This is a genomic window from Herminiimonas sp., from assembly GCF_030655415.1.
The window spans coordinates 35,977-59,126 of record NZ_JAURVN010000014.1; the positions used below are offsets into that span (position 1 = coordinate 35,977).

19 protein-coding genes and 2 pseudogenes are annotated in these 23,150 nt (G+C 51.6%); 11 read left to right on the forward strand and 10 right to left on the reverse strand.

Annotated elements, in window-relative coordinates; all coding sequences use genetic code 11:
• Positions 1-21: 21 nt before the first annotated feature.
• The 3 genes from Q7T66_RS09340 (at position 22) to Q7T66_RS09350 (ending at position 6,023) form a co-directional block, all read left to right on the forward strand.
• Positions 22-3,237 (forward strand): efflux RND transporter permease subunit, encoded by a 3,216-nt coding sequence (locus tag Q7T66_RS09340; protein WP_304933067.1) that lies wholly within the window; start codon positions 22-24, stop codon positions 3,235-3,237.
• A 2-nt stretch (positions 3,238-3,239) separates the two neighbouring features.
• Entirely contained in the window at positions 3,240-4,700 is a 1,461-nt protein-coding gene (locus Q7T66_RS09345; RefSeq protein WP_304933068.1) for an efflux transporter outer membrane subunit, read from the forward strand.
• A gap of 117 nt (positions 4,701-4,817) precedes the next feature.
• Positions 4,818-6,023, forward strand: coding sequence for a multidrug effflux MFS transporter (locus tag Q7T66_RS09350; protein ID WP_304933069.1), 1,206 nt, complete (start codon positions 4,818-4,820; stop codon positions 6,021-6,023).
• Positions 6,024-6,046: 23 nt separating this feature from the next.
• Here Q7T66_RS09350 and arsH read toward each other — a convergent pair whose 3' ends face one another.
• From arsH to Q7T66_RS09385, 7 genes are all read right to left on the reverse strand, one after another.
• On the reverse strand, positions 6,047-6,778 hold the full coding sequence (arsH, locus tag Q7T66_RS09355; protein WP_304933070.1) for an arsenical resistance protein ArsH: 732 nt from the start codon (positions 6,776-6,778) through the stop codon (positions 6,047-6,049).
• Positions 6,744-7,172 (reverse strand): arsenate reductase (glutaredoxin), encoded by a 429-nt coding sequence (arsC, locus tag Q7T66_RS09360; protein WP_304933071.1) that lies wholly within the window; start codon positions 7,170-7,172, stop codon positions 6,744-6,746. The genes arsH and arsC overlap by 35 nt, the downstream gene beginning before the upstream one ends.
• 22 nt (positions 7,173-7,194) lie before the next feature.
• Positions 7,195-8,478, reverse strand: coding sequence for an arsenic transporter (locus Q7T66_RS09365; RefSeq protein ID WP_304933072.1), 1,284 nt, complete (start codon positions 8,476-8,478; stop codon positions 7,195-7,197).
• 44 nt (positions 8,479-8,522) lie between these two features.
• Positions 8,523-8,858, reverse strand: a complete 336-nt coding sequence (locus Q7T66_RS09370) for a helix-turn-helix transcriptional regulator (RefSeq protein WP_304933073.1) — start codon at positions 8,856-8,858, stop codon at positions 8,523-8,525.
• A 91-nt stretch (positions 8,859-8,949) separates the two neighbouring features.
• Positions 8,950-9,705 (reverse strand): DNA-formamidopyrimidine glycosylase family protein, encoded by a 756-nt coding sequence (locus Q7T66_RS09375; protein ID WP_304933074.1) that lies wholly within the window; start codon positions 9,703-9,705, stop codon positions 8,950-8,952.
• A gap of 6 nt (positions 9,706-9,711) precedes the next feature.
• Complete coding sequence (gene ligD, locus Q7T66_RS09380; protein WP_304933075.1) at positions 9,712-12,306, reverse strand: DNA ligase D; 2,595 nt, start codon at positions 12,304-12,306, stop codon at positions 9,712-9,714.
• 2 nt (positions 12,307-12,308) lie between these two features.
• Positions 12,309-13,292 (reverse strand): Ku protein, encoded by a 984-nt coding sequence (locus Q7T66_RS09385; RefSeq protein ID WP_304933076.1) that lies wholly within the window; start codon positions 13,290-13,292, stop codon positions 12,309-12,311.
• 183 nt (positions 13,293-13,475) lie between these two features.
• On the opposite strand from Q7T66_RS09385, the gene Q7T66_RS09390 reads away from it, so the two are divergent.
• Both Q7T66_RS09390 and Q7T66_RS09395 read left to right on the forward strand, forming a co-directional pair.
• Positions 13,476-14,330, forward strand: coding sequence for a DNA ligase (locus tag Q7T66_RS09390; RefSeq protein WP_304933077.1), 855 nt, complete (start codon positions 13,476-13,478; stop codon positions 14,328-14,330).
• A 100-nt stretch (positions 14,331-14,430) separates the two neighbouring features.
• A complete protein-coding gene (locus Q7T66_RS09395) occupies positions 14,431-15,126 on the forward strand; it encodes a DUF4197 domain-containing protein (RefSeq protein WP_304933078.1) in 696 nt (231 codons plus the stop codon).
• Positions 15,127-15,197: 71 nt separating this feature from the next.
• On the opposite strand, the gene Q7T66_RS09400 is transcribed toward Q7T66_RS09395, so the two are convergent.
• Positions 15,198-16,202 carry a zinc-binding alcohol dehydrogenase family protein gene (locus Q7T66_RS09400; RefSeq protein WP_304933079.1) on the reverse strand — a complete coding sequence of 335 codons (1,005 nt, stop codon included), beginning with the start codon at positions 16,200-16,202 and terminating at the stop codon, positions 15,198-15,200.
• A 132-nt stretch (positions 16,203-16,334) separates the two neighbouring features.
• Between Q7T66_RS09400 and Q7T66_RS09405 the strand changes: the two genes are divergently transcribed.
• On the forward strand, positions 16,335-17,234 hold the full coding sequence (locus tag Q7T66_RS09405; protein ID WP_304933741.1) for a LysR family transcriptional regulator: 900 nt from the start codon (positions 16,335-16,337) through the stop codon (positions 17,232-17,234).
• Between the two features lie 22 nt (positions 17,235-17,256).
• On the opposite strand, the gene Q7T66_RS09410 is transcribed toward Q7T66_RS09405, so the two are convergent.
• Entirely contained in the window at positions 17,257-18,156 is a 900-nt protein-coding gene (locus Q7T66_RS09410) for an NAD-dependent epimerase/dehydratase family protein (RefSeq protein WP_304933080.1), read from the reverse strand.
• 166 nt (positions 18,157-18,322) lie between these two features.
• Here Q7T66_RS09410 and Q7T66_RS18035 point away from each other — a divergent pair.
• Positions 18,323-18,454, forward strand: a pseudogene (locus tag Q7T66_RS18035) (LysR family transcriptional regulator); the annotation flags it as partial.
• 96 nt (positions 18,455-18,550) lie between these two features.
• Positions 18,551-19,203, forward strand: a pseudogene (locus Q7T66_RS09415) (LysR substrate-binding domain-containing protein).
• 48 nt (positions 19,204-19,251) lie between these two features.
• On the opposite strand, the gene Q7T66_RS09420 reads toward Q7T66_RS09415, so the two are convergent.
• Complete coding sequence (locus tag Q7T66_RS09420) at positions 19,252-19,818, reverse strand: D-alanyl-D-alanine carboxypeptidase family protein (protein ID WP_304933081.1); 567 nt, start codon at positions 19,816-19,818, stop codon at positions 19,252-19,254.
• A gap of 165 nt (positions 19,819-19,983) precedes the next feature.
• On the opposite strand from Q7T66_RS09420, the gene Q7T66_RS09425 reads away from it, so the two are divergent.
• The 3 genes from Q7T66_RS09425 (at position 19,984) to Q7T66_RS09435 (ending at position 23,095) form a co-directional block, all read left to right on the forward strand.
• Entirely contained in the window at positions 19,984-20,562 is a 579-nt protein-coding gene (locus Q7T66_RS09425; RefSeq protein ID WP_304933082.1) for a restriction endonuclease, read from the forward strand.
• 248 nt (positions 20,563-20,810) lie between these two features.
• Complete coding sequence (locus Q7T66_RS09430; RefSeq protein WP_304933083.1) at positions 20,811-21,245, forward strand: MarR family winged helix-turn-helix transcriptional regulator; 435 nt, start codon at positions 20,811-20,813, stop codon at positions 21,243-21,245.
• A gap of 86 nt (positions 21,246-21,331) precedes the next feature.
• Entirely contained in the window at positions 21,332-23,095 is a 1,764-nt protein-coding gene (locus Q7T66_RS09435; RefSeq protein ID WP_304933084.1) for a chloride channel protein, read from the forward strand.
• Positions 23,096-23,150: the final 55 nt, after the last annotated feature.

A 23,150-nucleotide genomic window follows, 5' to 3' on the forward strand; every position in this document is an offset into this window, starting at 1 on the left:
ATTTAAAAAGAAGAAACTGACATGAATATCTCTCGATTTTTTATCGATCGTCCCATCTTTGCCGGCGTTTTGTCATCGATCATTTTGATCGGTGGCTTGATCTCGATGTTGAATTTGCCGATCTCCGAATACCCGGAAGTCGTCCCACCATCCGTTGTTGTTAAAGCTAATTTCCCAGGCGCCAATCCGCAAACCATCGCGGAAACAGTTGCCACGCCGATCGAAGAACAGATCAACGGCGTCGAAGGCATGTTGTATATGTCGTCACAAGCAACCTCCGATGGTTTGATGACATTGACCGTCACCTTCAAACTCGGCACACCACCAGATCTGGCACAGCAACTTGTACAAAATCGTGTGAACCAGGCTTTGCCGCGTCTGCCTGACGTAGTGCAACGCTTGGGTGTGACCACGGTCAAGAGCTCGCCAGACATGACGATGGTGGTCCATCTGGTTTCGCCAAATGATCGCTACGACATGACGTATCTGCGTAACTACGCGGTGCTGAACGTCAAAGATAATATTGCGCGTTTGCCTGGCGTTGGTTCAGTCCAATTGTTTGGCGCTGGTGATTATTCGATGCGCGTATGGCTTGATCCACGCAAGGTAGCGGAGCGCGGTTTGTCTGCCAACGATGTGGTTGCTGCGATCCGTGAACAAAACGTAAACGTCGCGGCCGGTGTGATCGGTGCATCGCCATCGGTACCAGGTGTTGATTATCAAATGTCGGTCAACGCACAAGGTCGTCTGAAATCTGAAGATGACTTCCGCGATATCGTGATCCGCACTTCGCCAGATGGCGTGGTGACGCGTTTGCGTGATGTGGCGCGTGTTGAATTGGGTTCCAGCGAATACGCATTGCGTTCGCTGCTGGATAACAAGTCGGCAGTTGCGATGCCTATCTTCCAATCGCCGGGTTCTAACGCGCTGGAGATTTCAGACAACGTCCGTAAAACGATGGCTGCACTGAAAAAAGATATGCCGGAAGGCGTCGATTACAGCATCGTCTACGATCCAACACAGTTTGTGCGTTCGTCGATTGAAGCAGTTGTGCATACTTTGCTGGAAGCGATTTTGCTGGTCGTGATCGTCGTGATTATCTTCCTGCAAACATGGCGCGCATCGATCATTCCTTTGCTGGCTGTGCCGGTATCGGTGATTGGTACCTTCGCGGTGATGATGGGACTAGGTTTCTCGATTAACGCACTCAGTTTGTTCGGGCTGGTACTAGCGATCGGTATCGTCGTCGATGATGCGATTGTGGTTGTCGAAAACGTCGAGCGGAATATTGAAGATGGCTTGACCGCACGTGAAGCAACCTACAAAGCGATGCGTGAAGTGTCCGGTCCTATTGTTGCGATCGCATTGACCTTGTCCGCTGTATTTATTCCACTCGCGTTTGTCAGCGGTTTGACTGGTCAGTTCTTTAAACAGTTTGCGTTGACGATTGCGATTTCGACCGTGATCTCGGCTTTCAACTCCTTGACTCTGTCGCCAGCGTTGGCTGCCTTGCTGCTGAAAAGCCACGGCGCACCTAAAGATAAATTCCAGTTGCTGATTGATAAATTGTTTGGCTGGTTCTTCATTCGCTTTAATAAAGTGTTCCATCGTGGTTCGCAAAATTACGGCACCGGTGTGACCACCGTATTGAAACGCAAATCGGCTTCGCTGGCAGTCTACGCAGTGTTGATCGGCGCGACGATGTTCTTGTTCCATCACGTACCGGCTGGCTTTATTCCAGCTCAGGACAAACAGTATCTGGTTGGCTTTGCACAATTGCCTGATGCCGCATCGCTCGATCGTACTGAAGACGTGATACGTCAAATGTCCGAGATCGCGATGAAGACACCTGGCGTTGAATCGGCAGTGGCTTTCCCAGGTTTGTCGATCAATGGTTTCGTGAATAGTCCTAACTCAGGCATCGTGTTCACCACACTTAAACCGTTCAATGAACGCAAGAGCGCTGATTTGAGTGGCGGTGCAATTGCATTGAAATTGAATCAGCAATTCGCCGGCATTCAAGGTGCGTACACCGCGATGTTCCCACCACCACCGGTGCAAGGTCTGGGTACGATCGGCGGTTTTAAACTGCAGATCCAGGATCGCGGTGCACTCGGCAAAGAAGCATTGAACGATGCATTGAAAGCGTTCCTGGCGAAGGCTTATCAGGCGCCTGAACTGGCCGGCATGTTCTCCAGCTATCAGATCAACGTGCCGCAACTATATGCCGATCTGGATCGCACCCGTGCGCAGCAACTTGGTTTGTCGATACCTGCTGTGTTCGATACCTTGCAGATTTATCTGGGTTCGCTGTACGTCAACGACTTCAATCAATTCGGTCGTACCTTCCAGGTGCGGGTACAAGCAGATGCACCTTTCCGTGCGCATGCTGAAGATATCGGTTTGTTGAAAGCGCGTAATACCAAAGGTGAAATGGTGCCTTTGTCTTCCGTGCTGAAAATGACGCAAAGCTATGGTCCTGATCAATTCATTCGCTACAACGGCTTCCCGGCTGCTGACGTGAATGGTGGCCCGGCTCCTGGTTACAGCACAGGTCAAGCGCAAGCAGTAGTTGAACGTCTATTGGCGGAAACTCTGCCACGCGGCATCAGCTACGAATGGACCGAGATCACGTATCAAGACAAGATCGCTGGCGATACGCTGTTCATCATTTTGCCGTTGGCAATGTTGCTGGTGTTCTTCGTACTCGCTGCGCAATACGAAAGTCTGGCGTTGCCTTTGGCTGTATTGTTGATCGTTCCTATGGGCTTGCTGTCTGCAATCTTCGGTGTCTGGTTAACCGGTGGCGACAACAATATCTTTACGCAGATCAGTCTGATTGTATTGGTGGGGCTAGCCTGTAAGAACGCGATTCTGATTGTCGAATTCGCTAGGGAACTTGAGCATCAGGGACGTGAGACTTATGCAGCAGCAATCGAAGCAGCACGTTTGCGTTTGCGTCCGATTTTGATGACATCGATTGCGTTTGTCGCTGGTGTGGTGCCGCTGATTATTTCTTCTGGTGCAGGTTCAGAGATGCGTCATGCGATGGGTGTAGCGGTGTTCGCCGGCATGATTGGTGTAACTGCATTCGGTCTGTTCCTGACGCCTATCTTCTATGTGTTGCTGCGTACGCTGGAGAAAAAATTCAGCCGTAAAAAGGAACCCGAAGGCGAAGCTTATGTGCATCACCCGGCTCCTGTCGCACTCGACACCAAGCATAATTACGAAGGTTGATCATGAAAAAATTTAATTTAACTCTGACAGCTCTAGTCGCAGCATTAGTACTCGCGGGTTGCTCTACAGCGAAACCGCCAGATCAGGTCAAACTCGATTTGCCTACGCAATATCGTGAAAAGTCTGATCAGCTGGATGGCGCATGGAAAGTCGCAGCACCAGCCGACAACAAAGATCGCGGTGCATGGTGGACTGTGTATGGCGATAATGATCTGGGCAATTTGATCGTCGAAGCGACCAACTCAAATCCTAATTTGGCAATGGCGCTGTCTCGCGTAAAAGATGCACGCGCTACGGCCGGTGTGGTCGATGCTGATCGCGGGGTGCAAGTTGACGTCGGCGTAGGTCCAACTCGCGTTGGCAATGCACAGACAACATCGACCACTTATCGTGCGCCTTTGTCGTTTTCTTATGAAGTCGATTTGTTTGGTCGCTTGTCCGATTCCAGCCGTGCTGCACGACTGGATGCAGAAGGGCAGGAAGCCGCTTATCGTTCAGTCTTGCTTGCATTGCAGTCTGATGTCGCGCAACTGTATTTCACGATACGTTCACTCGATTCGGAAATCGAAGTTCTGCAAAAAACCATCGCCTTGCGCCAAGAAGGACTGGATCTTGCACAGCGTCGTTTTGATGCAGGTGACACCAGCGAGCTGGATGTTGCTCAGGCAAAAACCGAATGGGCAACCACCAGCGCCGAGTTGGAAGGCGTCAATCGTGAACGTGCACGCAGCGATCACGCCCTGGCAATTTTGCTCGGCAAAGCGCCAGCTGAATTTACCCTGGTTGTCGCACCGTTCAATGCGCCTATCGTGACAGTACCGGCTGGCTTGCCATCCGATTTGCTGGAACGTCGCCCAGATATTGCACAGGCGCAGCGTCAACTTGCTGCATCGAGTGCACGTATCGGCGCAGCCAAGGCAGCATTTTTTCCTAAGCTGTTGTTGACGGGTTCAGCTGGTTACGAATCCAACGAATTGCGCGACCTGTTTAAATGGTCGAGCCGTAGCTGGATGCTGGGACCAGTAGTTGGCACCATGTTGTCGCTGCCATTGTTTGATGGCGGTCGCAACAAATCCAACCTCGCACGTGCCGATGCAAACTACGAAGGCATGGTCGCCAACTATAGACAGCAAGTGCTGGTTGGCTTCCGCGACGTCGAAGATAATTTGAGCGCACTGCGTACACTCGATAGACAAATGGTGTTCGAAGAGCAGGCAATCAAATCGGCGCAACTTGCTGCACGCCTGGCAGATTCACGCTATCGCAATGGTTCGGCTAGCTACTTTGAAGTGATCGATGCGCAACGTACCAACCTGTCGTCGCAACGTTCACGCGTACGTAGTGCAGGTCAACGTGCCGTAGCTTCAGTCGGTTTGATCCGTGCACTGGGTGGCGGTTGGGAATCACCGTTGCAGCAGGCACAGTCAGCGCAACAGGACGTGCCGCAGCTAGCAAAACAGTAAAGTTGTAAACTCAAAGAAAGCCAGACAGGTTTTGCTGTCTGGCTTTTTTATCTGCATTTTCCTGATTGGATATCGATCAGAGTAGGATGCACGACTCACTTTTATCAAGATACCGTAATGAAACAGAATTTTTTCAGGAATGCGTTGGTGCTGGGATTGCTATCCGCCATCGGACCGTTCGCCATCGATATGTACTTGCCCGCGCTGCCTTCTATCGGGCAGAGTCTGGGTGCGCAAATGAGCGCGGTGCAAGCCAGCTTGATGGCCTTCTTTATTTCACTCGGGATCGGACAAATTATTTACGGCCCAATTTCAGACATGTTCGGTCGCAAGCCGCCGCTGTATTTCGGCATGGGCTTGTTTGCCATCTGCAGCGTCGGCTGTGCGATCGCGCCTGATGTGCAGACCCTGATTGTCCTGCGTTTTCTGCAGGGATTGGGCGCAGCCGCCGGCATGGTAATCCCGCGCGCGATCGTGCGCGATTTGCATACCGGTAAAGATGCTGCCAAGTTGATGTCCTTGCTGATGCTGGTGTTCAGCGTGTCACCGATTCTGGCGCCATTGGCTGGCAGCTTGCTGATCGAATGGGCTGGCTGGCGCAGTGTGTTCTGGGTGATCACTGTTGCCGCTTTGATGGCGTTGGTATTGTTGGCAACCGGGCAGGCGGAAACACGATTGCCCGCTGATCGCGTAGGCAGCAATTTACGTAGTGCGTTGAGCTGTTACTGGTTGCTGCTGCGTGATCGCCATTTTCTTGGACTGGTATTTATCGGTGCGTTCGGCATCTCCAGCTTTTTCGCCTACCTTGCCAATTCGTCGTTTGTGCTGATCGATCAGTATGGCTTGTCGCCGCGTGAATACAGCATTGCGTTTGCTGCAAACGCGGCGGCATTCATTGGTGTGTCGCAATTTACCGGACGCTTGAGCGCACGTTTCGGACTGGTGCGATTAGTGAAAGCAGCTGTCATTGGTTTCGCCGCAGTCATGACTTTGCTGTTGCTTGTTAATCTATTTGGTGTAACGCGACTGGATGTGATGGTTGTACTGCTGTTCATAGGCTACGGTTTTCTCGGTCTGATCATACCGACCACATCGGTGCTGGCTCTGGAAGAGCATGGCGCAATTGCAGGTACCGCATCGGCATTGATGGGTACGCTGCAGTTTGTCACTGGCGCGGTGGTGATGGCAGTCGTCGGACTGTTCGTTGGCGATAGCGCGACACCGATGATTGCAGGCATTGCGGGATGTGCGATTCTGGCGTTTGTCTTTTCGTGGTTTACGTTAAGACGCATTACTGATGATGCTCATCAGCACGGCAAGTGATTTGTTTACCTAAGTGCTGCTTCTTAGATATTTTTTTGATTCACTCGTTTGCTTAAGGCTTCAGTGGATTCTTTACGTTCACTGTAACGATCGACCAGATACGCTGATGCATCGCGTGTCAGCAGAGTGAATTTGAAAAGCTCTTCCATCACATCGACCACACGTTCGTAGTATGACGATGGTTTCATGCTGCCATCGTCATCGAATTCAAGAAATGCTTTAGCGACCGACGATTGATTGGGGATGGTGATCATGCGCATCCAGCGACCGAGTATGCGCATTTGATTCACTGCATTGAATGACTGTGAGCCACCGGATACCTGCATCACTGCCAGCGTCTTGCCTTGTGTCGGACGGACCGCGCCTATAGCTAATGGAATCCAGTCGATCTGTGCTTTCATAATCCCAGTCATTGCGCCGTGACGTTCGGGCGAAGTCCACACCATTCCTTCAGCCCATGCCGCCAGATTGCGTAATTCTTTTACCTTGGGATGATCGTCAGGTTCGCTGTCCGGCAACGGCAATCCTTTAGGATCGAAAATCTTGACGTCGCCGCCCATCGCTGTGAGCGCCGCTTCAAAAGTCAGAAAACGACTATACGATTTGTCGCGCAATGATCCATACAAAAGCAGGAAGCGCGGCGCATGTGTCGCTGGGACTGCCACCGTCAAATCATTCATCGTTGGTGCTTTGAATAAAGCCGCATCGATGTTCGGTAGATCAGGAAGATTTTGCGACACGGTGGCCCTCAGCATTGATGACTGCTTCGCCATCTTCTTTGGTGAATTCTTGTTGCTGCGGTTTGCTTAAAATATCCAGCACCAGTTCCGATGGACGGCACAAGCGCGTGCCTTTGGCGGCGATGACGAAAGGCCGATTGATCAGAATGGGATTTGCCAACATCGCATCGATCAAGGCATCGTCGCTGAGTTGTGGATTATCCAGCCCCAGCTCAGCGTAAGGCGACCCTTTTTGACGAATCGCGTCACGTACCGACAAGCCGGCATCGCTGATCATTTGAATCAATGTTGCTCTTGTTGGCGGCGTTTTCAAGTACTCGATGACGGTCGGTTCTTCACCGGTATTGCGTATCAAGGCCAGTGTATTGCGAGACGTGCCGCAAGCAGGGTTGTGATAAATCGTAGTCATGTTTTTCCTATGTTAATGACGCTTAAATACTGAGTCGAACCGCCAGCGCGGCGAGCGTCACCAATAATACCGGCAGCGTCAGCAAGGCACCAACGCGGAAGTAATATCCCCACGAAATGCGTATGCCTTTACCCGCCAACACATGCAGCCATAAGAGCGTAGCGAGACTACCGATAGGTGTGATTTTCGGACCAAGATCGCTACCGATAACGTTGGCGTAGATCATCGCTTCACGCACTGCACCTTGTGCAGTCGACGCATCTATCGACAGCGCACCGATCAGTACAGTCGGCATATTGTTCATGATCGATGACAAGAATGCGGTCAGCAGGCCGGTGCCGATTGCGGCGCTCCATATGCCATGTTCTGCAAACTGATTCAGCAAGCCAGTTAAATATCCGGTCAAGCCTGCATTGCGTAATCCGTAGACGACCAGATACATGCCGAGTGAGAAGAACACGACTTGCCACGGTGCGTGCTTGATGACTTCGCGTGTCGAGATCACATGACCTTTCGCTGCAATAGCCAGCAAAACCAGCGCGCCAACCGCTGCGACAAGACTCACAGGCACGCCTTGATCTTCTAACCAAAAGAATCCGATTAACAAGAATGCCAGTACCCACCAGCCTGCGATAAACGTCGCGCGATCACGGATTGCTTCGGCAGGTTTTTTCAATTGCTCAATGTCATAGCTCGCTGGAATATCGCTCTTGAAAAACCAGACCAGCACCAGCAAGGTCATGGCGACGGAGACAAGATTCACCGGCATCATCACCGATGCATAACGTGCAAAACTGATTTTGAAAAAATCTGCCGAGACGATATTGACCAGATTAGAAACGATCAGCGGCAGGCTCGCAGTATCCGAAATAAAGCCGGCGGCCATCACAAAAGCCAGCGTCGCTTGCGGCGAAAATCGCAAGCCCAGCAGTATCGCAATCACGATCGGCGTCAGGATCAATGCCGCGCCGTCGTTGGCAAACAAGCCCGACACGACTGCACCCAACAGTATCAGCAGCACAAACAATTTGCGTCCATTGCCACCGCCCCAGCGGGCTACATGCAGGGCAGACCACTCAAAGAAACCCGCTTGATCGAGTATCAGACTGGTGATGATGATCGCGATGAATGTGGCGGTCGCATTCCACACGATGTGCCAGACCACAGGAATATCAGCAAAGCTGATGACACCGAACAGTAATGCGAGCACCGCGCCCAAGCTTGCGCTCCAGCCTATGCCCAGGCCGCGAGGCTGCCAGATGACGAGTGTGAGTGTGATGAGGAAAATGAAAATTGCGGTGAACAAGATGGACTTTCTTTGAGCGTGTAATGAGTGGCAGAGCCATAAGACTAGGAGACTTTTTCTTCGGGCATGCAGCAAGCAATAACAGGTGTGCAAACATTCCCGCCGCAGCAATTCTCGGTGAGGAAACCTATGAGCTCGTTCATGACATTGAAGTTGGCTGAATAGATGACGTAGCGACCTTCTTGTCGAGCGCTGACGAGATTGGCGTGTGCGAGCTCCTTCAAATGGAAGGACATGGACGAGGGTGCGATACCTAATTCCGAACCTATTTTGGTAGCTGCCATGCCTTCAGGTCCCAACTGGATAAGCAGACGGAAGACGGCGAGCCGTGATTCCTGGGCTAATGCGGCAAGGGCGGTGATAGTGGCTTTGGTATCCATGCTTACTCCTTAATTCTACATTTCAATAATAATTGAAATGTAGAATTGGAGCAAATTTTCAAGCTGATTCTGCCTAGCGAAATTAAAGGAGCTAGTCAAAATGTAATGAGGCTTGATGCAGATATTTTCTCTGACAACGCTCGCAGTAAAAGCTGCGACGTTTTGTTTTGCCCAGATGTACTTTACTAAAAGGAATGTTGCAGCGTGGGCAAATTAGTTTAGTGTGGGCCAGCCAATGCTGTTTCAGTACAAACGCTCTTTTCCACTTCAGGACGTCGAAGGCGTATTCGCGGGCTTGTTCAACCAGTGCACGCAGCTTGGGAGCTGGTAATCCGCCTATGGTGGAAAGCGGATGGATGCGGATACGAAACAGTACTTCGTTCTTGATGATGTTGCCTACGCCAGAGAATATGGTTTGATCGAGCAAGGCATCACTTACCAGCATGTCTGGTCTTGCGCGTAATTTTTTGCGCGCTGCAGCGGCATTCCACTGGTCGGACATGACGTCGCTGCCCCAGTCATAGTGTTGGTCCAATTCCTCTTCTATTAATTGCACCGAACAAGTATAAAAATTCAACTCGTCGTTCTTGAACTTGAGGCTCAATCTTGGTTCTGCATCTTTGCGCTGATTGATGCGATAACTACCGAACATCAGCAGATGAATACGTATCGTCAGCTTGGGTAGCTGAATCAAAAAATGTTTGCCCCACGTGCGTAAAGCGACAATGCGCTGGCCGACTAATTGAGACTTCTCTATCTTGCTGTTGCCGCTGGCGTGCAATATGGTCTTGCCCTTGAAGGTGCCCGCTTCTTCCTTCAGGATAATCATGGTTGGGCCTTCAGGCATGAGCTTCTACCTCGCCGGCTTGAAGTTAAGCAGCTTCATTGCCGCTGTAATGTTTTGTGCAGACTTATCGTATTCACTCCAGGGCGCGTTGCCTTGATCGAGTCGGGTGCGAATATTCGCGACCGTCCATTGGCCGCTGCCATGCAATTTTTCAACTTCTTCCCATGCGACCGGTACCGATACTCCCAAGCCGGGGCGCGAGCGTACTGACCACGCGGCGACGGTGGTTGCACCAAAACCATTACGCAAATAGTCGATGAAGATTTTTCCGACGCGATTTTTTGGTCCGCTCTTGGCAACAAAGCGCATCGGCAAGGTCGCCGCCATGTGTTCGACTATCGCCTTGGAAAAATCCTTGACCGTATCCCAGTCGTATCGCTTCTTCAGTGGAACAACCACATGCATGCCTTTCCCTCCGCTGGTTTTGACGAAAGATTGCAAACCGAGTTGTGTGAGGAATGAGCCCATCAGCAAGGTTGATTCCTGCATGACTTCCCATTTCACCCCTTCGCCCGGATCGAGATCGAAGGTCATGCGGTCAGGTTTATCTATCGCCGTTTTTACGCCATTCCAGGTATGGAATTCGATCACATTCATTTGCGCCGCAGACAACAGGCCTAGTGGTTTGGCCACTTCCATCAAAGGCGCGTGATCTGGATCGAGAGCAGGATCGAGCAGGGCGATACCGTCGAGTGGATGTTCCATATGTTTCTGGAAAAATAACTGGCCTTCTATGCCATCTGGCGCGCGTACCAGCGACACAGGCCGGCCTTTGAGATGCGGCATCATCAATGGTGCGACCAGCGCATAAAATCGAATCAGATCAATCTTGCTGATGCCGGTCGATTGATCGACGACGCGTTCACCATGACTCATCTTGAAATTTTTTGGCAAGGTACTCGGCAATGCGAGTTTCGCCGCAGCTGATTTGCTCGATGTCTTCTTCGAAGCTGCCTGAGTGGCAGCCGGTTTCTCGCGAATGATTCCTTTGGCTTTTTTATCAGTACGCAAACCATGGAAAACCGAATGTCGTATGCGGCCGGTATTCGTCCATTCACCAAACGATACTTCTGCCAGTAAAGTCGGTTTGACCCAATGCGCTTTTTTATCGATATCGGTTTCGGAAGAAAACGGATTCTTGTTACTGACTACCGCATCAAGTTGCTTGCGCAAGTCGGCCAACGTCTTGTCGCTGAAACCGGTACCGACATTGCCCGCATACAGCAGGTTTCCTTCATCATCGTGCACGCCTAACAGCAGCGAGCCGATACCGGTACGCGAACCTTTTGGATCAGTAAATCCACCGATTACAAATTCCTGTCTCTGTGTGCATTTGAGTTTGATCCAGTCGCGCGAACGACGCGAACTATAAAGAGAGTCCTTGCGTTTGCCGATCACGCCTTCCAGTCCCAGGCGACACGCGGAAGTTACGACTTCACCGGCAGGTGCTTCGAAGGTGTCGCTGTAGCGGATAAAATCGGAATTTGTTTTTTGCAATATTGATTGCAACAATGTACGCCGTTCAATCAGCGGCACATCGCGCAAGTCGTAGCCTTTATAAAACGGCAAATCAAATACGTAATAGACGATCTGTTGCGTCTTCGCAGTGTCGAATGCGTTTTGCAAAGCCTGAAAATCCGGTATGCCATTTTGGTCGGCAACGACGATTTCCCCATCTAGCCAAGCCGAAGGGATTTTCAACTCCGACAACGCCTTGGCGAGGGTCGGTAGTTTGGCAGTCCAGTCGTGACCGTTACGCGTGATGAGCTGGATTTTTTTGCCGTCTATGCGCGTGACGACGCGATAGCCATCGAACTTGATTTCATATAACCAGTCGTCTTCACCAGGCGGGGCTTCAACCAGGGTTGCCAACTGCGGTGATAACGCTGTCGGCAATGCAGCTTTGCGCGCGCCTTCGGGCATAGCAGCGGTTTTTGCTTTGGAACGAACGGTGGTTTTAGCAGGCGCAGAATTTTTACTCGCAATGGTTTTTTTTGCGATAGCTTTCTCCGCCGCCGAGGCAGTTTTTTGAGGCGTAATCTTTTTACTGCCGAGCTTGGCAACGCTATCCGGCATTTCGTCGACGACGCTAAATTCGGCGGCAGGGCGGACGAACTCATCTTTTTCCTTGATCAGCAACCACGGTTCTTTCTTTTCACCTTTGCCCTTCATGCGTACGAGTACCCATTTGCCGTGCAACTTGTGGCCGCGCATTTCAAATTTCAGATTGCCGTCGCGATAGCCTTTACGCGGATCTCCTACTGGTATCCAGGTTCCCTTATCCCAGATGATGACTTTGCCGGCACCGTATTGTTTTTCCGGAATTTGTCCTTCGAAGGAATTGTAGGAAATCGGATGATCTTCAACATGTACCGCCATCCGTTTGTCTTTGGAATCGAAGCTGGGGCCTTTCGGCACGGCCCAACTTTTCATCGTGCCATCGAGCTCAAGACGGAAGTCGTAATGCAGATGCGATGCCCAATGCTTTTGAATAACAAAGGAGCGCGCTTCCAGATTTTCTTCACCACCTTCGGCTGGTTCGGAAGTAATGGCGAAGTTACGCTTGTCCTTGTAGAGCTTGAGCGGATCGATCTTTGCCATGGTCAGGCCGATTTACGTTTGGGCGCCGCTTTGGAAACAGCTTTTTTAGCGATTGATTTTGCAGCTGCTTTTTTAACTGCCTTCACGGCCGCTTTAGCAGCAGGTTTCGCGGAAGACTTCGCCCCTGTCTTCGCGGTATCTTTTGCTACAGGTACATCGTTCTCATCTGCTTTGGATTGCTTGCTGCCTTTCAAGCTGCGCTGCAGCATCTCGGTGAGGTCGTAGATTTTTGCCGATTCGCCGGATTCATTTGGTTCAAGTTGAGTAACGGCTTCTGTCTCGCCAGCTTTTACTTTTTCATCCACCAAATGCAGTATCTGCTCCTTGAATGAGTCGGTGAACTCTTCGGGGTTCCAGTCGCCACTCATATCTTTGACCAGTTGTTCGCCCATCTTGATTTCTTTGTCTGTCAGGCCGGCGGCCTTGATACCTTCTTTCGGTAAATCGAGTTCGTCCCAGGTGCGGATTTCGTCACCCCAACGCAATAGGTTGAGCACCAATGCTGGTCCGGATGGAATCAAAACTGCCAGATGTTGCTTGGTCTGGATCACTACTTTGGCGAGACCGACTTTGCCAGTCTTGATCAGGATCTCGCGCAACAATGCATAAACTTTTGCGCCCTTGTTAATCGGCGAAATGTAATAGGGACGTTCAAGGTAAACAAAGGGGATCGCATTGGCCGGTACGAATGATTCGATCTCGATGGTTTGCGTTGTCTTTGGATAAGCTGCTTCGATTTCTTCCGGGCTGAGGATGACGTAATTACCGTCTTCATACTCAATGCCCTTGACGATGTTTTCCTTGGTGATTTCCTTGCCGGTTTTTTTGTTGATGCGCTTGTAGCCGACCGGATCCATCGTTCGTTTATCCAGCCAGTCGAAATTCAATCCTTGCTCTTCGGTAGCTGAATGCAAGGCGATAGGAATGTGGACCAATCCGAAAGAGATTGCCCCTTTCCACAAAACGCGTTTACTGGTTGTGGCCATGATCGATACTCACAATGACGGAAGATAATGAAATCATGCAACGGTCTCATTGAATCGTCTGTAGGAAAAAACCGAAAGCTGTTGTCAGAGCAGACGAGTGCCCGCATTTATGGGATGGTCATGCGATGGCGCTTACGTATGATGCAAGCAGCGCAATCGAGCGTTGCCTCATAGAAAATCCCTATGCGTATTCACCATTTCATTTTTCTACTATTCTTGTTTTGCTCGCACATCAACACGCACGCAGCAGAAGAGGTGGGCCGGAATCACGCGCCTGTGATGCTGGCTAATGTTTATCATTCCGGCGTCGATCTGAAAGCGTATTGGGTCAGTGAAAAATACGACGGAATACGCGGCTACTGGGACGGCAAGAAGTTATGGACACGCGGTGGCGAACAGGTTTATCCGCCCGCGTGGTTTATCGCCGGCTGGCCGAATATCGCGCTGGATGGCGAGTTGTGGGCAGGTCGTGGTGGATTTGCAGATGCAGTTTCAACCGCAAGACGGCAAACGCCGGATGATGCTGCATGGCGCAAAATGCGCTTCATGGTGTTTGATTTACCCGCACATGAAGGTACTTTCGATCAGCGATTGCCATCGCTTAAATCAACGGTTGCCTCTATCAATTTGCCGTGGGTACAAGTCGTCAAGCAAAGCAAGGTAGAAGATCATCGTAGCTTGCAAAAGATGTTGAACGCGATCACGAAAGACGGTGGCGAAGGATTGATGCTGCATCGTGGCGCATCTTTCTATCGCGCTGAACGCAATGACGATTTATTGAAAGTTAAATTGCATGATGATGCCGAGGCACGCGTGATTGCCTATATCCCTGGCAAGGGAAAGCATGCAGGACGGCTCGGCGCATTGGTGGTCGAGATGCCAAACGGGCAGCGCTTCAAACTCGGGACCGGATTCAGCGATGCGCAACGCGCGCAGCCCCCGGTCTTGGGCAGTCTGGTAACGTATCGTTTTCGCGGCTTGAATGACAGCGGCATCCCGCGCTTCGCCAGTTTTCTACGTGTGCGTGAAGACTTGTAGAGTTCGCTGCGCTAGATATACTCAAGCGATAGATAGGCAAGTCAAACGCACACTCGTCCATTATTATTGGTCACTCATTTCCATCCATTCAGGAGACATCATGTTTATTCCCCATTTTTCCAAGTCTGTCATTGCCGCTTCGTTGGTATGCGCCACATCGTTTGCCTGGGCTTTTTCTTTGGCCGACGTCAGCAACAAGGATGCGACCAGCGGCGTCAAGGCTGCATTGGAAAAAGGCGCGACGGTTGCTGTCGCCAAACTCGGTGTTGAAAACGGTTTTCTGAATAACGACAAAGTGAAAATCGGTTTGCCTGCTTCATTAGAAAAAGCCATGCCGCTATTACGCATGACCGGCCAAGGCAAGAAGATCGATGAGTTGCAGGTATCGATGAACCACGCTGCCGAATCGGCAGTGGCATTGGCGAAGCCTATGTTGCTGGATGCAGTGAAGTCGATGTCGGTGACCGATGCAAAGAATATTCTGACTGGTGGCGAAACCTCGGTAACAGATTTCTTCCGTCAAAAAACAGGCACGCCTTTGAGCGCAAAATTCTTGCCGGTCGTGAAGAAAATCACAGACGGTAACGGTTTGTCATCGCAATACAATGCCGTGATGGGCAAGGCCAGCGCCAGCGGTCTGGTATCGAAAGAAGAAGCCACCGTTGAAACCTATGTGACCAAGCGTGCGCTGGATGGTCTTTACACCATTATTGCCGATGAAGAAAAAGCGATTCGTGCTGATCCGGTTGGAACAGGTAGCGCGATTCTGGGCAAGGTGTTTGGCGCAGTGAAGTAATAAGCTGGCACTCATAAAAAACGGCGCGTGATGCGCCGTTTTTTTATTGTAAGTCTTCTTTTTAAACGTGCTTAAAAACCTTCCAGCACAATTTTCCCTTTTGCCGTATTGCTCTCCAATAGTGTGTGGGCACGGCGCAAGTTGGCGGCGTTGATGGTGCCGAAGTTTTCCGCGATCGTGGTTTTGATGGTGCCGGTGTCGATCAAGCGAGCGATTTCATTCAGCAGATCATGTTGCTTTTGCATGTCGGGCGTCTCGAACATCGAACGCGTGAACATGAATTCCCAATGTAGCGAGACGCTCTTGCGCTTTAACTTCATTACATCCAGCGAGGCTGGATCGTCGATCAACGCGAACTTGCCTTGCGGTGCAATGGCCTCGACGATTTCGCTCAGATGTTTGTCAGTCTGGTTCAGGCTGGCGACGTATTGCACATTATCAAAGCCGATCTTTTTCAGTTCTTGCGATAAAGGTTTGGAATGGTCGATCACATGATGTGCGCCAAGATTGCGCACCCATTGTTCTGTTTCCGGGCGCGACGCCGTGCCGATCACGGTGAGACCGGTTAACTTGCGTGCGAGTTGAACCAGTATCGAGCCGACGCCGCCTGCCGCACCGATGACGAGCAGTGCACCGGTCGACTGAGCATTGACGCCAAGCCGATCGAACAGCAATTCCCATGCAGTGATGGATGTCAGTGGCAATGCGGCAGCTTTTGCAAATGTATGTGAGCCCGGCATGTGGCCGACGATGCGTTCATCGACCAGATGCAATTCGCTATTGGTGCCGGGGCGCGTCAACGAGCCTGCATAAAAAACGCGATCGCCCGGTTTGAACAGGCTGACTTGATCGCCCACTGCACGCACGATGCCGGCCGCATCCCAGCCGATTACCTTGTATTCGCCGTCAGGCGGATTCGCGCTTGAGCGGACTTTGACGTCCACCGGATTAACCGAAATCGCCTTGATCTCGACCAGCAAGTCGCGACCTTGCGCAATCGGATCTGGCAATGTTATGTCCAGCAGTGCTTGGTCATCGGTAATCGGCAAGGCCTTTTGGTATGCAATGGCTTTCATTTGAATCTTCCTTTTTTAGTTTGGCGGGCTATCTGCCCATAAAGCTGCTGAACCCATGCGATGCAGTTTCCGCTATATTCTCTTTATTGAAAATACGTTGAATTAACTATCACTTTCAAAAATAAAATGAAAATACCGCGTAGTGAAGATTTGATGTTGTTCGTCCGAGCCGCCGATTGCGGTGGTTTGTCCGTTGCCGCACGTGAACTTGGTATTGAGCCTGCGGCAGCTAGCGCGGCATTGAAGCGACTGGAAACAGCATTGGGCGTGCGCTTGTTTGTACGTTCGACGCGCAGTCTGCGTTTGACTGCGGATGGCGAGCAGTATCTGGTGCACGCGCGGAATGTTTTGCTGGCGCTGGAGGAAGGCGCCGCGAGTCTGGTGCGGAATCAGCAAACCATAGGCGGCGAATTGAATCTGTCGATTCCATCTGATCTTGGACGCAATATCCTGTTGCCGTGGCTGGATGAATTCCAGATTTTGCATCCGGATATTCGATTCAGAATACGCGTCAGTGATCGTCTGGCCGATTTGTATCGGCAAACCGTAGATATCGCGATTCGATATGGCGCGCCGGAAGATTCCAGCATGGTGGCTTTGCCGCTGGTACCGGACAATCGGCGCGTGTTGTGCGCATCGCCTGATTATTTCCAACGATATGGCATGCCGAAATCTGTCAGCGACTTATCCAGCCATAACTGCTTGCGCTTTGTATTGGGCGAAGCGGTGCATGAGCGTTGGACCTTCCACAAGAACAAGAAGATCGAAGCAGTCACCGTGCTAGGGGACCGCGTATCCGACGATGCAGATCTGGTACGGCGCTGGGCAATCGCGGGAAGAGGGCTGGCGTACAAATCCCGACTGGATGTCAGCCGGGATTTGAGCGAAGGAAGACTGGTTGCCGCGTTGACCGGCTATCAGGGCGAAGCGGCACCCGTGAATCTGGTGTGCACGCATCGCCTGATGTTGTCGCCGGCAGTGGTCGCGCTCAGAGATTTTTTGCGACCGCGACTGGCGGCATTGATCGCTTAGATTTTCAAACTATCCCGAAAAATCAGACCGCCATATCCTTGCTGATCCAGTCGAAAACCGAGGTATGGGTTGGCTTCCAGCCCAGTTCCTTGCGCGCCTTCGCTGCAGTGACGCGACTGTTGGAGCCGAAGGAATACACTGCGTGGCCGAATCCCCATTCCTTGATAGCTTCTTCAACTGGCCATGATTGCGGCGCGCCTAGCTTGAGGCGTTTAGCAATAGCGGCAACAATGTCTGCATACGACGCTTCGCCGTTCTCGACGAAGTAGAAAGAGCCAGCTGGCGCATTTTTCAAGGCAAGTAAGTACAGTTCGACGACATCGGTGATGTGCACGTTGGACCAGACGTTGACGCCTTTGCCGACATAGCGTGCGATGCCGCTTTTCTTCGCTTGAGAAACCAAGGGCGGGATTTGTACGCTGTTCGCGCTGGCTCCCAAGCCTGTGCCGTAGATCATCGTGTTGCACAAGATGACCGAGCGCACGCCGCGTTGCGCTGCATCGACGATCAGTTTGTCGAGCGCTGCGCGGGCAGCTTTTTCAGGGACGATGGTGACGGGTGTGTCTTCGGCAAATACCTTGTCCGACTTCCATTCGCCGCGCGCATCGTCGCCGATCACGCTGGAACCGCTGGTGTGAACGAAGGCTTTGCCCGAACCTTCAAGTGCGTTGAGCATGGTGGTTACCGAAGCCAAGTGGTCAGAGCTGGCGGCGTTGATAACGGCGTCGGCCTGTTTTGCTTCGCGCGTCAGGATGTCGCTGTCTTCCAGCGTGCCGACTACCGGAACTATGCCGAGTTGCTTGACGCGCTCGGCTTGTTCTTGTGTACGGACCAAGCCGCGGACTGTGTAACCTTCTTTGAGCAGACGCGCTGCGACTGAGCCGCCGATATAACCTGCTGCGCCGGTGATGAATACGTTCATGTTTTTATCCTTTTATAGAGTTGTTCTATCTGTTGGGCTTGTTCCGCGCCAGAGTTTTTGGCTATAGAAGCAAACGCATGGACGTACTATGCCGGGATTTATTGTTGAGAAAAATAGCTGTACTATCAAAACATACTTTCATTGAAATCAACAATAGAGCTGACGCATGGATATCAATTCAGACGATTTAAAGACCTTTGTCACGGTAGTCGACAGCGGGACTTTGGGTGCGGCAGCGACCAATCTCGGCCAAACCACTTCGGCAGTTAGTCGCGCCTTGTCGCGGCTGGAAGAAAAACTGGCGACGTCTTTGCTGACGCGCACCACGCGCCGCATGGAATTGACTGACGAAGGCCATCTGCTATTAAAAAAGGCGCGCAGCATCTTGGCGGCAATGGATGAGGCGGAAGAAGCGATACGCGTGCGGCGTCAAAGGCCGAGTGGTCGGTTGCGGATCGATGCGGCGGCGCCATTTATCCTGCATGCAATCGTGCCGCATGTGGCCGAGTTCCGCGCGCTGTATCCCGAAATCACGCTGGAACTGACCAGTAACGATCAGGTGGCCGACTTGCTTGAACATCGCACTGACATCGCGATACGGATCGGGACTTTGCAGGATTCCACCTTGCATGCGCGCGCCTTGAACTCAAATCCGCTGTATTATTGGCGAGTCCTGAATACCTGGAAAAGCATGGCACGCCGAAAACGCCGGAAGAATTGGCGCAGCATCAGTTGTTGGGATTTCTGCAATTTGAAACGGGGAACGCGTGGCCGATACGACATAGTGGTGGCGAAACCCTGATCGTCACGCCGTCGATTTTTGCATCAAGCGGTGAGACTTTGCGTGCTCTGGCTTTACACGGGCAGGGCATTGCGAGCCTGGCGGACTTCATGACAAGGGAAGATATTGCGGCTGGTCGGCTGGTGAAAATCCTTGAGGATTACTACACGGGGTACCGCCAACCGATCCATGCGGTGTATTACCGGAATACGCAGCTGTCACGGCGTATCAGTTGTTTCCTGGAATTTTTACAGAAGAAATTGTAGTAATTTACTGTTTAAAAACAATAAATTAAGGCTGAAATTTAATGTTATTTACTCGTTTTCTTTAATGCTGGTTGATGGCTGAAAACACCAATGCCAAGGCTCGTATATAAATCCTAAAGTGTTATCGCGCGGGTAAGACAGCGTAAATCCAAAGCGCCCCGCATGTTCTTGCAGCCAATGATATGCGGCGGTACTTTCGAACTCTTCTTCAGTTGCCACGCAACCCGGCGTATTGATATCGATCGCGCAACCGGTGTGATGTTCGCTGTAACCGGGCGGTGCGCTCAGCGTCAAAATCTTTTCAATCGGCATGTTGCGATCCAGCTTGTTCTGGATGATTTCAATTTGCCGGTCGATGGAACGGAAGGCCGAGACGACTTCTAGAATCACATCGTCTTCCAAAGCTGCCGCTTTCATTCTGGCCCAAGCTGCAGCGGTCGCCGGCGTCATCATGTACTCGCGACCATCGGCATCAATCTCGCCGATTGCCAGTTCCTGTGCTTCCAGATAAAACGGCAATTTCTTGTGCGCGATCAGTTCCAGCGCGATCCCCAGCTTTGCCAGTTCGCGGTTGATGCGGTTCTCGTACTCGTGATTTCTGATTTCGTTTTTCATGCAATTCTTTAGTTCTGTAGCGGCAGATAAGCCAGCTTACGTTGGAATGTGGATGTCTGCAAATCCACGCCGCTTATGAATTTGTCCGCGAGCATTCTCGACCAGCATCGAACTACGTTATGATGCCAGCCAAAGAAAACTATGAGGTGACACGTGAACTTGAAGATGAAGAAGAATTCAATTTTTGGCTTATTGCTGCGCACCGAATGGTGGGTGAGCGGTGCGATTGCGGTGGTCATTGGCATTATTGCGTGGGCATTGATGCCACGACAATATGCGCTGTACGGTGTTTTTACTGGCATGCCATTCATGGTCGTCTCCCTGATGGTGTTATGGCGCAAACGCGGCGAACCGAGTTCGGCACGCGTGGCGGAAATCATGCAGGCAGCGCGGGCAATGTCCTGGAAGGATTTTTCAGTAGAGATCGAACGGGCGTTGGTACGCGATGGTTTTGAAGTGACGCGTATAGACCAGCCACACGCTGATTTCTCCATCACTAGTTCGGGCCGCAAGGCGCTAGTTAGTTGCAAACGCTGGAAAGCGGCGAGCAATGGCATAGAACCTTTGCGCGATTTGCATAATGCGGTAGAGGCGGGCGGTGCCGATTACTCGTTTTACATCACGGCTGGCGAATTTACGCCGAATGCGATGCAGTTCGCGGTTGCTCACAAAATGCGTTTGGTGCATGGTGCGGGTCTGGCCAAGTTGTTGCGTGAAATGACTGTCGCCAAGAGCAAGGCTTAAAATATTGCAATTGGCGTCCAGCTTGCGCTGATAGACACAAATGGTCTTTATGAAAGGCCATTAACGTTTTAACTAACCCGGCCTTCAGCCGGGTTTTCATTTTGAAGCATAGATTTTTTGTAGCGAACAAGCTGTGAGCGAGCATTTCGACAAAGCGTTGTCAAAATTAAATATATCATCTTGTGATATAGTTGGCGCTTTCATCCTTATCCGGTATTGGGCAAAAAGCCTGATATTGAGCGACGAACATGACGACCACACCACCGTTGGAACAAGCTGATTTTGAAGCGCTTTCTGAATTCCGCTATCAGTTGCGGCGCTTCTTGCGTTTCAGTGAAGATGCCGCGCAAGAGGCTGGCCTGACGCCGCTGCACTATCTGGTTTTGCTGCATATCAAGGGTTTCCCTGGGCAGGATTGGGCGACGGTTGGTCAATTGGCCGAACGCTTGCAAATCCAGCATCACGGCGCGGTGGCATTGGTATCGCGCTGCGAAAAAGCCGGTTTGGTAACACGTACTCCGGGTCTGGAAGACAGACGGCAAGTCCGCGTCAAGCTGACTGCCGTTGGCGAAAAGCAGTTGCGACATCTGGCGGAGCTGCATCGGAATGAATTGCGCTCCTTGTCGAACGTCTTCAAGGTGGCGCGCATTTCGGCCTTCAACGATAGCGGGAATGGCGCTTGATCAGACGTTCTTGATCGCAGCGTCCTGAGGATTTTCTGTCGCGTTGGTCAGCGCTACACACAAACATTCAAGCGAGCATTTTTCTTATGCAAACTCATAAAAATCATGAGCATCAAGGTGCGCATCAGCGTGACTTTTCTTTCGATAAGCGGATTCTTCTTCTGTGCCTGATTGCAGTCGTGATTGGCGCCGTCAGTACTGTTGCAGCTTACGTGCTGTTGAACTCGATTCATTTCTTCACCAATCTGTTCTTTTTCCAAACCTTGTCGTTTGAAGATCGTTCGCCTGCAGGGAACACATTAGGTTTATGGGTGATCGCGGTGCCGGTGGCTGGTGGGCTGATCGCCGGTTTGATTGCGCGCTACGGTTCGGACAAGGTGCGCGGTCATGGGATCCCCGAAGCGATAGAGGCGATTCTGTTTAAGAAAAGCCAGATGTCACCCAAGGTCGCAGTACTCAAGCCGTTGACTTCCGGCATTGTGATTGGCAGTGGCGGCCCGTTCGGTGCCGAAGGGCCGATCATCATGACGGGTGGTGCCATAGGATCCTTGATCGCACAGAATTTTTCGATGAGCGCAGCGGAGCGCAAGACTTTGCTGGTGGCTGGCGCGACGGCGGGCATGACTGCCGTATTCGGCACGCCGGTTGCTGCGGTATTGCTGGCGGTCGAGTTGCTGCTGTTTGAATGGCGACCGCGTAGTTTGTTGCCGGTGATGTTGGCTTGTGCGGTTGCGGCTTTCTGCCGACCATTGCTGCTTGAGTCTGGTCCTTTGTTCCCGATCCATACCGAACCTGTCGGTTTGGCTGCGTTCGGGATTTGTATCGTTGCGGGTTTGTTGAGTGGCGCTTTGTCGGCGGGGATGTCGGTTTCGCTGTATCAGGTGGAAGACTGGTTCGGCAAATTGCCGCTGCACTGGATGTGGTGGTCAGCGATCGGTGGTTTGGTGGTCGGCATAGGCGGCTACTTTGAGCCGCGCGCATTGGGTGTTGGCTACGATGTCATTTCGGATTTATTGAATAACCGGATGTTGTTATCGGCAGCCTTGTCCTTGCTGGTGGTCAAGGCAGTGATCTGGGTAGTGGCTTTGGGCTCGGGTACTTCGGGCGGTGTGTTGGCACCGTTGTTGATGTTGGGTGCGGGCTTGGGCGCAGTCATTTCCAGTTTGGTGCCGGGTAGCGATCCGACTTTATGGCCGCTCGTATGTATGGCGGCAGTATTGGCTGGCGTGTTGGGCGCGCCTTTGACGGCGGCGATTTTTGCGCTGGGGTTGACGGGCGACTTCAATGCCTTGCTACCTTTGTTGCTGGCGACTGGTGTTTCCTACGGTTTCACGGTGTTGGTGATGCGCCGTTCGATCATGACGGAAAAGATAGCGCGCCGAGGGCTGCATATTTATCGCGAATACAGTGTCGATCCGCAAGAACGTGTCTTTGTGCATGAGGTGATGGCGACCGAGATGGTCAGCATCGCGGCTTCTTTATCCTTGACAGAGGTAGCGCGCGTTTATTTCGGCAATGAGCAAAAGCATCGCAGCTTTCCAGTAGTGGATAGAAATCAGCGCTTGTTGGGAATGCTGGACAGGGAGTTGTTATTGAGCCGCTTGAGCGAGGATTATCCGGATCTGACGGTTGCGAGTTTGTTCGATGAGGTGCCGCAGATCGCTTTGGCAACAGAAACCTGTCAGGTGGTCAGCCGACGCATGGCGATCAAGCATGTAGAAAGATTGCCGGTCGTGAAGGATAAGGAAACGATGCAGTTGATCGGCATCATCAGCCGTAGTGACCTGGTCAAACCGTCACAGTCGGTGTTCCATGAAGAGCACGTCAGGGAACGTTTGTTCAGCCGCTGATGGCATGACGAGACTTACCTAATAGAGAGCAAGTCAGAACAATCATCTGAATAAA